Genomic DNA, 13,690 nt, shown 5'->3' with positions numbered 1-13,690 from the left:
CCTCCTTTAAATAATGCTAATTTTAAAATACGTGGATTTAAAAAGAAATGCAAGTACATTTCAACGAAGTAGTTCATTTTGACCAAATGGATATTTGGATTTTTTTCTTATTTTAGGACTTTTTTTGGAGGAACACGAAAATACGAGAAAACGGTTACAATGTTTGGTAATATACAAACTGTATTTAAACAATAAATGAAAAAGGACGGGTTGACTATGAATTTCAAAAAGATTTTAGCAAGTGCCGCGATTTTAACTGCTGCTGCAACTTTATTTGCGGGATGTGGGAATTCTTCTGATTCAGCAGCAAGTAATGATGACAAAGTAACAGTGTGGGCATGGGATGAAACTTTTAATATCAAGGCGGTCAATGAAGCAAAGAAAGTCTATGAGAATGAAGACGTTGATGTGGAAGTGGTGACTATGTCACAAGATGATATCGTGCAAAAATTGAATACGGCATTGGCGAGTGGAAATACCGATGGCTTACCGAACATCGTCCTGATCGAGGATTATCGTATTCAAGGCTATTTGAATTCCTATCCGGATGCCTTTTCGGACCTAACAGATATTGTTGATGAAGATAATTTTGCGGCTTATAAATTCGCAGTGAACAAAGTGGGCGATAAAATCTATGGTGTTCCTTTTGATTCAGGAGTGACTGCTAATTTTTATCGTACGGACCTTCTTGAAGAAGCAGGGTATAGCCAAGAAGATATGCAAAATCTAAGTTGGGATGATTATGTAAAAGTAGCGAGAGATGTCAAAGAAAAGACGGGTAAGAAAATCACTGAAGTCAACCCATCTGACCTTGGAAGAGTTCGAATGATCATGCAAGAAGCTGGTGAATGGTATACAGCAGAAGATGGGAAAACTGTCACTATCGAAAATAATCAATCTTTGAAATATGGATTGAATCTCTTTGCAACATTGTTGAAAGAAGACTTAGTGGAACAAACGTCTGATTGGAATGCAGGTGTAACAGCGATCCAGTCTGGGGCTATCGCATCAAGTCCTATCGGTGCTTGGTATTCATCAACGATCCAAGGAGCAAAAGATCAATCAGGAAAATGGGCAATTGCACCAACACCTTCACTTCCTGCTGACATGCAAAAAGCACAAGCGTCAAACTTAGGTGGTGCGGGCTGGTACCTGATCAAAGGTGTTTCTGGAGAAAAGAATGCCAAGGATTTCTTAAAAGAGACGTTTGCTACCAATGCTGACTTGATGGGAACTTTAGCGAAAGAAATCGGGTTAGTCTCAACGATGTTAAGTGCTAAGGATCAAAAAGTGTATCAAGAACCTTCTGAATTTTATAGTGGCCAAAAAGTATTCGATGATTTTTCTAAATGGACAGCTGAGATACCAGAAGTGAATTATGGACAAGAAACGTATGCGATCGAAGCGGTTGTAGCAGAATCGTTGCACCGGATCATCAATGGAGAAGACACAGATAAAGTATTAGCAGATACACAAAAACAAGTAGAAGCACAATTAGCAAATTAAGGAAATGATCCAGCTGAGTGGACGATTCGTCTAGTCGAGACGTTGATGAAATGAATGGTTGTTAAATAAGTAGATAAGTAGCTAACACGAAGCGCGTCGGAGATCAGCGAGGTCTAAGCAAACCGCTTCGTGTATAGCTCCTACAAAAAAAATTCTAACTGTTTTGTCGGGAGCCTCGTAGCAAGAAAGTTAGAATCGGTATAATGAAAGTGGGTAATAGAATGAGAGGAAAAGATTTATTTAAGAATGGGAATGCTTTTTTGATCCTACCAGTCCTAATGATTTCGATCATGGTATTTATTCCTATGATTCTTGCGCTGATCACATCTTTTCAAAGCGGTCCCCCAGTCAATATGACCTTCAATGGGTTGGGGAATTATCAGCGGATGTTGAACGATACGACATTCAAAAAAGCATTTTTTAATACTTTTTCATATCTACTGGTACAAGTTCCAATCATGTTGTTTTTGGCACTTTTTGTATCTAATTTATTGAATGATAAGAAATTGAAGATGAAGGGATTGTTCCGAACAGCTATTTTTTTACCTTGTATCACTTCAATGGTCAGTTATTCTCTAATTATGAAAAGTCTCTTTTCACAATCTGGTCTGGTCAACAATATGCTTGTATCGATTGGATTGATCGATGATCCAATTGGCTGGTTGACTCATCCGGTTTGGGCTAAAGTCTTGATTATTATTTCAATCACTTGGCGATGGACAGGGTATAATATGATTTTCTTTTTATCGGGAATGCAAAATATCAATCCAGAGATCTATGAAGCGGCGGAAATCGATGGGGCTTCAAAGTGGCAACAATTCATTAAAGTAACGATCCCTAATTTAAAACCGATCATTTTATTTACGTCGATCACTTCGACGATCGGTACACTCCAACTGTTTGATGAAGTACAAAACATCACTGGCGGTGGTCCTGCAAATGCAACTACCACGCTTTCACAATACATCTATAATCTAAGCTATAAATTCACTCCAAATTTTGGCTATGCGGCGGCAGTTTCGTTTGTCATCGTGATTTTTATCGTACTTTTATCAATTATACAAACTAAGGTTGGAGGGGAAAGTCGATGAAAGAAGTCGTTCAAAGGAATGAAGTAGTAAAAACCGTTGAAAAAAAGAAAACAAGTTCTTTTCGTTTTCTTGATTTGTTCAAATACACCGCTTTAAGTATCATCTCATTTATTTCCATCTTTCCCTTTGTATGGATGATTTTGGGAATGACCAATACAGCGATCGATATTTCGGGAGGAAAACTAAAAATCGGCGACAATCTGATCGTCAATTTTCAAAATCTTTTTTCAAATGACTTGAATTTTATGCGCTCCTTGGGAAATTCTGCGATGATCGCAGTCGTCACAACAGTTTTTGCGCTGTTGATCTCTTCTATGGCAGGGTATGGATTTGAGATTTATAAAAGTAAGCGAAAAGAAAAAGTATTCAATATTTTGCTTTTATCGATGATGGTGCCTTTTGCGGCGTTGATGATCCCGCTCTATCGGATGTTTTCACAATTGAATGGCACAGTTTTAGGTATCAACAGTTTCTTAGTAGTGATTCTTCCTTCCGTGAGTACAGCGTTTTTGATTTTCTTTTTCCGTCAAAATGCAAAGTCCTTTCCGAAAGACCTAGTCGAAGCTGCACGATTGGATGGACTAAAAGAGTTAAGTATCTTCTTTCGAGTCTATTTGCCAACAGCTAAGAACACATACGCAGCTGCGGCGATCATTACCTTTATGAGTAGTTGGAACAATTATTTATGGCCTTTGGTTGCTTTGCAATCACCAGACAAACGTACAGTTCCGTTAGTATTGTCAGCAATGGGTGCTTCTTATACACCAGATTACGGCATGATCATGGCTGGTCTAGTGATTGCAACGTTACCGACTGCTATCGTATTCTTTGTCTTACAAAAACAGTTCGTGCAAGGGATGATCGGTTCTGTGAAATAAGTGTCAATGAAAAGAGCATGGACACGCAAATGAATAAGTCGAATAATCTGAGAATATCTTTTTCTATTTTCAGGATTATTCGACTTATTTTGCGAGTAGACGAGTATGCCAGTGTCTAATAAATCTTTTGATCCTAATGTGTCGTCATTAAAATTTGTCACTCCACTAAAATTTTTGTTATAAAAAAATCAATCAGGAATTCTCAAATAAAATGTGAACGTTTTCTTTTTATGCTCGATAATTGGATGGATATCAGGTAAAATGGAATAAAGGAGGAGGATACATGCTAAAAAACTTTAAAGAAGTTATCACAGCAATAGTACCGATGACCGTGTTGATAGTTATTTTAACAGTTATATTCGCTCCACTCACTTCAGAAGAGATGGGTTCGTTTCTATTTGGAGCGGCGATTATGATGATCGGTATGACATTATTCTTGTTTGGCGCAGACTATTCAATGATGGAAGTTGGCGACTTGGTTGGTAAATACCTGATCAAGAAACGGAATCTACCGATTTTGATCAGTTTAGGCTTCATTATTGGAATCGTTATCACTATTGCGGAGCCTTCTGTTCAAGTATTGGGACAGCAGGTGTATGAGATCTCAGATGGTGAGATTGGCCGATTGCTTTTGATTGGGATCGTGAGTATCGGAACGGGGGTCTTTTTAGCTTTTGCTCTATTACGTGTCGTATTCAAAGTATCTTATTATCGCTTGATGGCAATCGGTTATTTAGGTGTGTTGATTGCATCTTTTTTTACCACTACTGAATTCATGCCGATTGCATTCGATTCTGGTGGTGTGACGACTGGCCCTGTCACAGTTCCTTTTATTTTGGCATTAGCTGGAGGAATGACGAGTATGATCCGGCAAAGCAAAAACGAAAATGATAGTTTCGGTATGGTCGGCATTGCTTCTTTAGGTCCGATACTAGCGGTGATGATCTTGGGGGTGATTTTCCAATGAGCACGATCCAACAATTATTTGCTGGGATCGAGGTGATCCTGTACGAAGTGGTCTTAGCAGTTTTACCAATTGTTCTGCTATTTATTTTGCTGAATTTTTTTAGTTTCCGTATACGCAGAAAACGATTCTGGAACATTCTTAAAGGTTTTTTGATCACGACGATTGGATTGGTTTTGTTTTTGCATGGTGTCAATATGGCCTATGTTCCGGTGGGACAGCATTTAGGAAGCGCGATTGCTGCAATTGAACAGAATCATCTATTGATTCCGTTAGGTTTTATCATGGGTTTTTTAGTGGGTTTTGCTGAACCAGCGATCCATGTCATGGTAAAACAGGTGGAAGAACTAAGTGAAGGAAGGATTCGAGCAAAAGTCATGCTAGCAGTGATATCGATTGGTATTGGACTAGCTGTAGGCTTATCTATGTGGCGATTACTAGCAGGTTTTTCTCTTTATTACTTCCTGATTCCAGGTTACGGTCTAGCCTTTATTTTAGGTAGAAAAGTAGACAAACTTTTTTTAGCTATGGCATTCGACAATGGCGGAGTGGCTACAGGGCCGATGTGTTCGACCTTTCTTTTATCCATGTGTGTGTCTATTGCAGCGCAAATCGAGGGTAGAGATCCGATTATCGACGGATTCGGAGTTGTGGCGATGATTGCACTGACGCCAATCTTGTCCACCTTAGTTTTGGGCTATATCTATAAGCGAAAAGATGAAAAAGATCAGAAAGAAAAACTAAAATTACAACAGTTGGAGGAAACACAATGAAAGATTTAGTCGCTTTGAATTTGCATATGATCGTCACGATCGTTGACGGCGGAATAGGAGAAGATGTGATCGACTATTCCAAAGCTGCTGGAGCGGCAGGCGGGACGATCCTACATGGCCGGGGATCTGGCGTGCATGATACGGGCAAGTTTTTAGGGTTGGAGATCTCACCAGAAAAAGATATCGTTTTGACCCTTGTTCCTGACAGTATCACAAATGAAGTAATGGATGCTATTGGCAAAGGGATACATATCGATGTACCAGGTAATGGGATCTGTTTTAGTATCGACGTCGACAAAGTGATCGGGATCACGAAGATCCATCAATACCGTGAAACGATCGGCATGAAAGAATTACTAGAAGATGATTCATAAGTAAAATACTCTAATTTTAGGCAAAAAGCACAAACAAGCAAATTACTAAATTTTTATGAAATCCCTCTCTTTTTTCCAGACAACTTCCTTTGAATATGCTATTTTAAAGTAGATAAAGGAGGAGTAAAATGAATTTTTTAGTTGTTTTAAAGGACAAAGCCATTGAACGTTCAACCTTTCTTTATGTTCAATTAACTGAAGATAAAACACTGTTGCATTTTTCGCCAGAATTCCATTTAGAAGGCTTGACTTTGGGAGAAATTTATCGATCAGAAGGACTGGATGCTATCTTAGCTTTTTTCAATAAAGAACTGGAGTTGCCAGTCAAAGATTACCTTGAGCTTTCATTAGAGAGCTGGGATCAGGTCGTATTTGAATTGTTTCCTAATGGGATGACAATAGAAGAGAACCAACAGCAAATCCATCTGACAGATCAAGAATTACAAGATCAGATGCGTTATCAGGTGGACGAAAAAAATTCTTTTTCCATCTTTCAAAGACAGCAGAAGATTTTAAAAAGTTTCCTAAAAGAAATCGGAAAAAAACGAAATCTATTGAAAACAACACAATTGCTAAAGAAACATCCAGAACTACTGCACACCTCTATACAGTTTCCTCAACTGATCTCACTGATTAGACGCTTTTTACGCTTGAAAGAAGTGCCTTCGAAAAAACTGACGCTTCCTCTAAACGACACGTTTCGTGTGGTGAATAGAGAAGATGAGAAGAAAGTCATCGTCATTGATTTTACCAAAAATCGAAATGCTCTTCATGGTTTGACATTGGAAAAGGCTAATTGAGCCTTTTCCTTTTTTGCTTTTTTTGACATAATAGACAGGAATAGGAGGAATTCTTATGGCACAAATTTGGTTTGAACGTATAATAAAATTAAGAAGGAATTACAATCGACTGATTATAGGGAGATATGGGAAGTTCGATGCGCTGAATCGATTATTGCTGATTGGGGCATTGTTGTTCAGTTTATTCCGTAGCTGGCTACCTTTTTTTATCGGCTATTTCGTTTTTGCTCTTTTGATAGGCGTAATCCTTTATCGTTTCCTTTCAACGAAAATCTATCCAAGGCTGAATGAAAATCAGCGTTTCTTGAAGTTTGCTGAACAGATAAAAGAGAAGGCACATCGGTTTTCAAGCAAACAACCAAAGAAAGCGACTGTGAGTCACTATACATTCTTTGCTTGTCCAACTTGTCATCAAAATAAAAGAGCACCTAAAGGAAAAGGGCGGATACGTGTGACTTGTAAAAAATGCGGTACTCAATTTGAAACGAAAGTTTAGGTGGGAATGTGATGAAACTAGTATTATTAAGACATGGTGAAAGTGAAGCAAATTTTGAAAATTACTGGACAGGCTGGCTTGATGTCGCGCTGACTGAAAAAGGAATGGAACAAGCAAGAACGGCTGGTCAAAAGATGAAAGAAAATGAATTGCTTTTCGATCACGTCTATACGTCTGTGTTAAAAAGGGCTATCAAAACTTCCCAAGTGGCATTAGAGGAAATGGGGCAACTGTATCTTCCTGTTGATAAGACTTGGCGATTGAATGAACGTCATTATGGTGCTTTAGTTGGGAAAAACAAAGAGGAAATGAAAGCCGAGTTTGGTGCAGAACAAGTGAAAAAGTGGCGCAGAGGGTATAAAGAAGTCCCACCATTAGCAGCCGAAAACCACTTTGATCGCAGATACGACCAGCTTGATCCACGATTGATCTCCCACGGTGAAAGTTTAGAGATGACCGTTGAACGGGTGATCCCATTATGGCAAGACAACTTGGCGCCACGGTTATTGGATCAGCAAAACATTTTAGTCGTTGGACATGGCAATAGCTTGCGGGCGTTGACGAAGTATCTGGAAAATGTGCCAGAAGACCAGATGGATACGATCGATATCCCAAATGCGCAACCCATCCAGTACACGTTCAATGATCAGTTGGAAATCATCGAAAAGTCTCTTTTATAAAAACTGAGCGGAAAAATACTGTATAAAGGAAAGAATCACATGGAAATCAAGAATTACATCTGGGATTTTGACGGAACATTATATGATAGTTATCCAGCAATGGTTGAAGGAGCAGCAAAAGCGCTTCAAGATTTTGGAATCATCAAAGATCCTAGAGAGATTTACCAAACAATGAAGAAATTTTCTACCCGTCAGCTTAGAGAGGAATATCAGCTTGAAGAAGAGGAATTCACTCCGGTATTCCATCAATATGAACGTGAAAGTTCTTTGAAACCACAACCATTTGCAGCAACTGAAGAAGTCTTGCGTTCATTGAAAAATCATGGGGCTAGACATTTTATTCTGACCCATCGTCTCACGGAATCAACATGGGAATTGCTTGGAAATTACGGGCTGACAGATCTGATTGAAGAAGTTGTCGGGATCGATCAGAATTTTCCCCGCAAGCCTTCCCCTGACGCCTTGAATTATCTGATTGAACGTTTCGAGATGAAAAAATCAGAAACGATGATGATCGGTGATCGGCGTTTAGATATCGAGGCTGGAAAACGGGCGGGGGTTCTCACTTGTCTATATGATATCGATCATTTTCTCGGAGAAATACCTGCAGATTATGTTATTGATGACTTGAGGAAAATCCTTGCGATTTAGAGGGAGCTCACAAATAAGTATCCCTCTTCAATCACAGGTATGTTATAATTTGGGAAAGGAGTGATTACATGGAAATCAGAAGACAAAAAGAAGTAGTGGAGTCATTTCATTATGATATGAAGCCAAAAGATCAAGAGGTAGAAACAGACTTGAAGGTAGGATTTTCACCGTTAAAGGAAACCATTGAAAACTATCCGAAAGAGCACAGTATCGTAGGAGCTCGGTTAGAGTTTCGATTGGTTTTCGATACATATGTTTTATCTGGAAGTGTAAGTCAAATCAACCATGTCCTCAATCGTAAAATCGAGGGTCAAAGTGATGTAACACAAGAAGAGGTTGATCAATTGGTCGCTCCGTTATTTGATATCGTTAAACGATTAGCATATGAAGTGACTGAGATTGCACTAGACCAACCAGGTGTGAAACTGAATTTTCAATCTGAAAAAGAAGCGTAAAATGATCGGCGATAGTTAAAAGCTATCGCTGATCATTTTTTCTATTACTAATTGTAAGCAAAATAACTGTTATTTCTTCTTGAATAGTCTAAAATGGTTAAGTCACTGAAAAAATTTTTTTCAGGAAAATGTCTGAAGAGTCATTTTCGGGAACCTTTACTTCCTTCGATGGACTTGTCATTCAAAATTAGAGGAGGAGAAAAATGACAACACTCATCACAGTTTTAGTGGTTCTAGTTTTTGCGGCATTATTATATGTGTTTTATCGAATGCAAAAGCGCCATACAAAATTTTCAACACGTGTCTATACGGCACTAGCTATCGGGATCGTTTTTGGTGGCTTATTACAATTGATTTTCGGAGTAGATGACCCAGTTGTGAGTCAATCGATGCAATGGATCAATATCGTAGGGGAAGGCTATGTGGGCTTCTTACAAATGTTGATCATGCCATTAGTGTTCGTGTCGATCGTTGGCGCATTTACTAAAATGAAAGTCTCTGAAAAATTAGGGAAAATCAGTGCAACTGTTTTAACTTTGTTATTAGCGACGACTGCCATCGCAGCGTTGATTGGGATTGGTACAACGATGCTTTTTGGTCTTCAAGGAGCAAAATTCACAGAAGGTGCTGCGGAAACCGCTCGTATCTCTGAATTAGCCACAAGACAAGAAGCGGTAAGCGGATTGACGATTCCCCAACAGATCCTATCTTTTATTCCTAAGAATGTTTTTGCGGATCTAGCTGGGACTCGTGCAACAAGTACGATCGGCGTCGTTATCTTTGCTGCCTTTGTAGGGATCGCCTACTTAGGAGTAAAAAGAAAAGCACCGAAAGAAGCAGAATTCTTTTCAAATTTGATTGATAGCTTATATAAAATCGTGATGCGAATCGTCACATTAGTCTTGCGTTTGACACCTTATGGAGTTTTTGCATTGATGACGAACGTATTAGCAACTAGCGATTTCGTTGCGATCGTCAACTTAGGGAAATTTGTATTGGCATCGTATGTTGCGTTATTAGCTGTTTTGATCGTTCATTCACTGATTTTGATTTCTGTAAAAGTGAATCCGATCGATTATTTCAAAAAAGCATTCCCTGTCTTAAGTTTTGCATTTACATCCCGTTCAAGTGCAGGCGCTTTGCCATTGAATATTGAAACGCAGACAAAAGCGCTAGGTGTAGATGAAGCCACTGCAAACTTTTCTGCTAGTTTTGGGTTATCTATTGGTCAGAACGGCTGTGCCGGTGTCTATCCAGCTATGTTAGCAACCATCGTTGCACCAGCTGCGGGAATCAATGTCTTTAGTTTAGAATTCATTTTGATGTTGGTAGCAATTGTAACGATCAGCTCATTTGGTGTTGCTGGTGTCGGTGGTGGAGCAACATTTGCTTCATTGATCGTATTAGGTGCGATGAACTTACCAGTTGCAATCGTTGGCTTAGTGATCTCCGTAGAACCATTGATCGATATGGCCCGGACAGCAACAAATGTCAGTGGTAGTATGGTTGCCGGAATCGTTACAAGTGCAAGGATCAAAGATCTAGATCGAGATGCAATTAAAGATGATTCAAAAGTAATCGACGTAAATGCTTAAATATTAAAAGAAAAGCATGACTGAGTGAGACAGAAACTGTCCGTTCGAGTCATGCTTTTTTATGAACCCTTTGGTCAATTTCAACGCATCGAGGTTTATCATATCTCAATCTATTGATAGAATCATTTTAATTATTCCGAAAAGTGAAAAGATGGTGGCTAATCTCTTGAAAATGGGGTGATGCCTATGGTTCATCGCTTTATCCCTAGAAGGGAGTAAGCAAGTATCAACTTTTGAAGCAATTCAACTGATGATCGCTTTTGCGACATTAGTTTTGCTGATTAGTGACCATAAGGACAAAAAATAACCATCTAATCACTTTGGGTAGAAGTTAGATGGTTAAAAACTATAAAAAACTAATGCCACCGTCTTTTTAACGGGTCTACATTGGGGACTATGTTAGCGCATAGTTCCTTTCCTTTATATTAGCTTAAGTTGTTGATTCTTGCAAGTAAGCTTTATATGGGTTACATAGAAAATCCCTTTTATTTAGCTATCTTCGCAACTGGAATATCTTGATTTAAAATTTTGTCATGTGTCAGTTAAGATAGTTTTAGAAATAAAGTAAAGGGAGTTGCTAATGAATTTTAATAGTTAATTAATACTATTTTTAAATTATTCAACTTTTATATTGAGTTAGATTTAGAATTTTCAGATGAACGATTGTATATTTCTTCTATGTTCTGTCCACTATGTGGCAGCGCTCATTTATCTGGCGTGATGAACGCTGTTTCTAAACTAAGCACTATTGATATGAATTTTTATATTTGTAATGGGTGTGCAATTGCTAATAATAATTATCAAAAAAGATGAAGAGATCATACAAAAAGGCTGCATTAAGGGTTACATGGCACATAGAAATAAAATGTGCATGTAACCCTTAGTTTTTTACTTCTCAACCAATTATAATACATTGAATGATAGGAGATTAGAAAAAGAGTATGTTTTTTTTATTGGCTGGGTTTTTAAATAAAAAAGAGTTATTAGTTTCTTCAACAACCATTTTTGGTAGGTGTGAGGGAGGGCAGCTGTTCGTTTCTTTCACTCATACTATGATTTGTTTCATAAATCTCCTTTCGTTTTTAGATTTGATTGTTCATTTTCGTTAGTATGTTTCGGTCGGTTGCTGTGAGAGAAAGGATTATAGACACCAAGGAAATACATGGGCAAGCTTGCTTGTTTATATAGCATTTTATTTTCGACTGGATATGATATTGTAACAAACAGCTGTAGATTGTTACATACGGTAAATGAACAAGCATAAAAACAATTGTGAGGAAACAAAGAATGGGAAAGTATGAGTGAAAAAAACGATTTTTAATGATTTAGAAATTTTTGATTGTGGCAAAAATCCCCTTTTTTTCAATGGAAATTTCAGTTTTAGAAAATTCTGCAAGTTGTGATGTGGGATTTTTGTCGACGATAAAGCAAGTACAAAAAATGACGACTTTATGCTTTAGGCAATGTCTAGTAATAATTTTTTATGTTTTTTAAAATGTCGAATGAGAGTAAAAATGACTTCATTAATCAAATAATTACAGTTCAAGACTATAAATTGCTTTTTTAGGATAAATTGCTTTTTTTTAGAGAAAATTGGTTATGATATTTTTAACAAAAGCGCTTACGAAAATTATCTATAATCTATTTGGGAAACGTATAAGATCAAATAGTTTGTTGGTATTAGTGATCTTTTGTTAAGTATTGATTTTTCATAATTAAGAATGATAAGATGAGGAGAGTGTATCTATGGAGTTAAAAGTTTCGAAGTCTAAGTTTCTTTGTTTAGGAATGACATCTTTAATGTTGTTAGGGATTTTGAATGGTACAGGGTTGGGTGTATATGCAGCCGAAAGCGATACTGAAGAGAGCAATACTGAAGCTCCAACTAGTTTATGGGATATTGAAGCTGAAACGAATCCAATCTATGATTCTACACCTTTAACTAGTAATCTTCCTGAAAATGTTACGGTGGATTACACAGAAGAAGGTCCTATCGTAACTGTTTACGATGAGAGTGCAGATACAACTAAGCTGCAATCAAACAGGGTTGCAAGAGCTGCTGTATCACGATGGGGTGGTTGGGAGTATACTAATATTGCTATTTCAACAGGTGTTTTAGCAGGTGCAATTAATACTGGTCTATCTGCCGGAGTTGGCGCAGTTGCTGGTATTGTGGGTCTTCCAGCTAAGGCAATAGGTGGTCTATTAGCTGTAAGTGGATGGACAGAAATAGGAGGTGCACCAGGGGCAGCTGTAGCTAAACAATGGGATAAAAATGGCAACGGTTGGGTTGGATTTTATTATCAGAGAGGTTATGACGCTGCAGGAAAAGTTGTAGCGACAAGATATAAGACAGAATAATTGAATTGAGGGCTAAAAATGTTAAAAGCATATCATAAATTTAAAAAACTTCATCCGTATCTTGATTTAATTATATATTTCTTTATTGCAAGTTTAATTGGTATTTTAATTGAATATATGATCAATGGAGATTTTATTGGCTCTGGATTCTACACAGCTCTATTTTTAATGATATTCTATTTAATAAAATTATGGCTTGAACAAAAAGACAAAAATAAGAAAAATTAGTTTCCATGTTCCCCACTATAAATGAAAAAGCTAAAAAAATGGGCTTTGTCTACAGTCTGAATGTAATTTTTGTTTGATAGAAATTTTTAATTTATGTTTTATTAAATTGAGAGTGGGACAAAAATCAGGTTTTTTCTGATTTTTGTCCCACTCTCTTTCCTACGTTTAGTCAAGAGGAAAAGAATAAAAATTAATTATTGAATTCCAGATCAAATATCCTTGATACTCGTTTCAAATTTTTCATCAGGGGGCTATACTTTATTTATAATAAACACGATTGTATCGCTGTTTTAAGTATAGCAGAAAAAGATTTGCGTAAAGATAGAAAAGCGATATGTATGGTTAGAGTATTTAAAGATGGTAATTTAGAAGATTGTTTTGAATGTTTCTGTCGAGTAAGATGGCCGAATATCCCCAACCCTATTGATTTGTATCGTTTTTTTTGAAATTGATCGTAGTACCTCAAAGAAAAGTCATTTTAAAGACCTTTTAAAAGGGGTGCTGGGATCAATGGAAGAAAAAGTACCTTCTAAATTTAAGGAGTTAGTAATTAGAAAAATTGATCAAGCTATTTTGCAAGTTATAAATACTTATCCTGATGGAAAGTATTGCTTTGGTATGAAAGAAAACGGAGTAAATAAAAAAGGAGATCAAATTTATAGATCTAAGTATAATGATGAAAAAACAAGACGTAAAAGACCTAAATTATATGAGCAGTTTGGTTTAGATAGACGGATAAGTTTTTGTTATTCTGATGATCGCTTTTGCGACATCTGTTTTGCTGATTAGTGACCATAAGGACAAAAAATAACCATCTAATCACTTTGGCTAGGAATTA

Annotated in this window: 16 protein-coding genes; all 16 read left to right on the top strand. The window is 37.3% G+C overall.

From position 1 onward, the window contains the following. Positions 1 to 216: 216 nt before the first annotated feature. Complete coding sequence (locus ED2_RS08830) at positions 217 to 1,506, top strand: ABC transporter substrate-binding protein (RefSeq protein ID WP_016176526.1); 1,290 nt, start codon at positions 217 to 219, stop codon at positions 1,504 to 1,506. 221 nt (positions 1,507 to 1,727) lie between these two features. Then, positions 1,728 to 2,597 (top strand): carbohydrate ABC transporter permease, encoded by an 870-nt coding sequence (locus tag ED2_RS08825; protein WP_025481324.1) that lies wholly within the window; start codon positions 1,728 to 1,730, stop codon positions 2,595 to 2,597. After that, complete coding sequence (locus ED2_RS08820) at positions 2,594 to 3,475, top strand: carbohydrate ABC transporter permease (protein ID WP_005879912.1); 882 nt, start codon at positions 2,594 to 2,596, stop codon at positions 3,473 to 3,475. Before ED2_RS08825 ends, ED2_RS08820 begins: the two co-directional genes overlap by 4 nt. A gap of 283 nt (positions 3,476 to 3,758) precedes the next feature. Further along, positions 3,759 to 4,442 carry a DUF1538 domain-containing protein gene (locus tag ED2_RS08815; protein ID WP_005879910.1) on the top strand — a complete coding sequence of 228 codons (684 nt, stop codon included), beginning with the start codon at positions 3,759 to 3,761 and terminating at the stop codon, positions 4,440 to 4,442. Beyond that, positions 4,439 to 5,212 (top strand): DUF1538 domain-containing protein, encoded by a 774-nt coding sequence (locus ED2_RS08810; protein WP_005879908.1) that lies wholly within the window; start codon positions 4,439 to 4,441, stop codon positions 5,210 to 5,212. The genes ED2_RS08815 and ED2_RS08810 overlap by 4 nt, the downstream gene beginning before the upstream one ends. Further along, entirely contained in the window at positions 5,209 to 5,586 is a 378-nt protein-coding gene (locus tag ED2_RS08805) for a P-II family nitrogen regulator (RefSeq protein ID WP_005879906.1), read from the top strand. The genes ED2_RS08810 and ED2_RS08805 overlap by 4 nt, the downstream gene beginning before the upstream one ends. Before the next feature lie 128 nt (positions 5,587 to 5,714). Beyond that, a complete protein-coding gene (locus ED2_RS08800) occupies positions 5,715 to 6,386 on the top strand; it encodes an LCP family glycopolymer transferase (protein WP_016176528.1) in 672 nt (223 codons plus the stop codon). A 55-nt stretch (positions 6,387 to 6,441) separates the two neighbouring features. Continuing rightward, entirely contained in the window at positions 6,442 to 6,882 is a 441-nt protein-coding gene (locus ED2_RS08795) for a hypothetical protein (protein ID WP_060789750.1), read from the top strand. An 11-nt stretch (positions 6,883 to 6,893) separates the two neighbouring features. Then, positions 6,894 to 7,562, top strand: coding sequence for a 2,3-bisphosphoglycerate-dependent phosphoglycerate mutase (locus ED2_RS08790; RefSeq protein WP_005879900.1), 669 nt, complete (start codon positions 6,894 to 6,896; stop codon positions 7,560 to 7,562). A 45-nt stretch (positions 7,563 to 7,607) separates the two neighbouring features. Next, positions 7,608 to 8,213, top strand: a complete 606-nt coding sequence (locus ED2_RS08785) for an HAD-IA family hydrolase (protein WP_025479959.1) — start codon at positions 7,608 to 7,610, stop codon at positions 8,211 to 8,213. A gap of 68 nt (positions 8,214 to 8,281) precedes the next feature. After that, positions 8,282 to 8,668 (top strand): DUF1149 family protein, encoded by a 387-nt coding sequence (locus tag ED2_RS08780; RefSeq protein ID WP_005879896.1) that lies wholly within the window; start codon positions 8,282 to 8,284, stop codon positions 8,666 to 8,668. Between the two features lie 203 nt (positions 8,669 to 8,871). Beyond that, complete coding sequence (locus ED2_RS08775; protein ID WP_005879894.1) at positions 8,872 to 10,263, top strand: L-cystine transporter; 1,392 nt, start codon at positions 8,872 to 8,874, stop codon at positions 10,261 to 10,263. A gap of 193 nt (positions 10,264 to 10,456) precedes the next feature. Then, a complete protein-coding gene (locus tag ED2_RS16390) occupies positions 10,457 to 10,570 on the top strand; it encodes a putative holin-like toxin (protein ID WP_220150113.1) in 114 nt (37 codons plus the stop codon). Between the two features lie 1,493 nt (positions 10,571 to 12,063). Then, on the top strand, positions 12,064 to 12,624 hold the full coding sequence (locus tag ED2_RS08770; protein WP_374188686.1) for a hypothetical protein: 561 nt from the start codon (positions 12,064 to 12,066) through the stop codon (positions 12,622 to 12,624). 18 nt (positions 12,625 to 12,642) lie between these two features. After that, a complete protein-coding gene (locus ED2_RS08765) occupies positions 12,643 to 12,852 on the top strand; it encodes a hypothetical protein (RefSeq protein WP_016176531.1) in 210 nt (69 codons plus the stop codon). A 423-nt stretch (positions 12,853 to 13,275) separates the two neighbouring features. Next, entirely contained in the window at positions 13,276 to 13,641 is a 366-nt protein-coding gene (locus ED2_RS08760; protein ID WP_227644974.1) for a DUF6037 family protein, read from the top strand. Positions 13,642 to 13,690 lie beyond the last annotated feature (49 nt).

It is taken from the genome of Enterococcus durans NBRC 100479 = LMG 10746 (genome assembly GCF_001544215.1).
GTDB classification, from domain to species: Bacteria; Bacillota; Bacilli; order Lactobacillales; family Enterococcaceae; genus Enterococcus_B; species Enterococcus_B durans.
This window is presented reverse-complemented; position numbering and strand designations above follow the sequence as displayed.

Excerpts from the sequence above, each read along its gene's own strand:
- ED2_RS08805 (WP_005879906.1), top strand. The coding sequence starts at position 5,209 with ATGAAAGATTTAGTCGCTTTGAATTTGCATATGATCGTCACGATCGTT.
- ED2_RS08820 (WP_005879912.1), top strand. The coding sequence starts at position 2,594 with ATGAAAGAAGTCGTTCAAAGGAATGAAGTAGTAAAAACCGTTGAAAAA.
- ED2_RS08765 (WP_016176531.1), top strand. The coding sequence starts at position 12,643 with ATGTTAAAAGCATATCATAAATTTAAAAAACTTCATCCGTATCTTGAT.
- ED2_RS08830 (WP_016176526.1), top strand. The coding sequence starts at position 217 with ATGAATTTCAAAAAGATTTTAGCAAGTGCCGCGATTTTAACTGCTGCT.
- ED2_RS08810 (WP_005879908.1), top strand. The coding sequence starts at position 4,439 with ATGAGCACGATCCAACAATTATTTGCTGGGATCGAGGTGATCCTGTAC.
- ED2_RS08790 (WP_005879900.1), top strand. The coding sequence starts at position 6,894 with ATGAAACTAGTATTATTAAGACATGGTGAAAGTGAAGCAAATTTTGAA.
- ED2_RS08770 (WP_374188686.1), top strand. The coding sequence starts at position 12,064 with ATGTTGTTAGGGATTTTGAATGGTACAGGGTTGGGTGTATATGCAGCC.
- ED2_RS08815 (WP_005879910.1), top strand. The coding sequence starts at position 3,759 with ATGCTAAAAAACTTTAAAGAAGTTATCACAGCAATAGTACCGATGACC.
- ED2_RS08800 (WP_016176528.1), top strand. The coding sequence starts at position 5,715 with ATGAATTTTTTAGTTGTTTTAAAGGACAAAGCCATTGAACGTTCAACC.
- ED2_RS08775 (WP_005879894.1), top strand. The coding sequence starts at position 8,872 with ATGACAACACTCATCACAGTTTTAGTGGTTCTAGTTTTTGCGGCATTA.
- ED2_RS08780 (WP_005879896.1), top strand. The coding sequence starts at position 8,282 with ATGGAAATCAGAAGACAAAAAGAAGTAGTGGAGTCATTTCATTATGAT.
- ED2_RS08795 (WP_060789750.1), top strand. The coding sequence starts at position 6,442 with ATGGCACAAATTTGGTTTGAACGTATAATAAAATTAAGAAGGAATTAC.
- ED2_RS08825 (WP_025481324.1), top strand. The coding sequence starts at position 1,728 with ATGAGAGGAAAAGATTTATTTAAGAATGGGAATGCTTTTTTGATCCTA.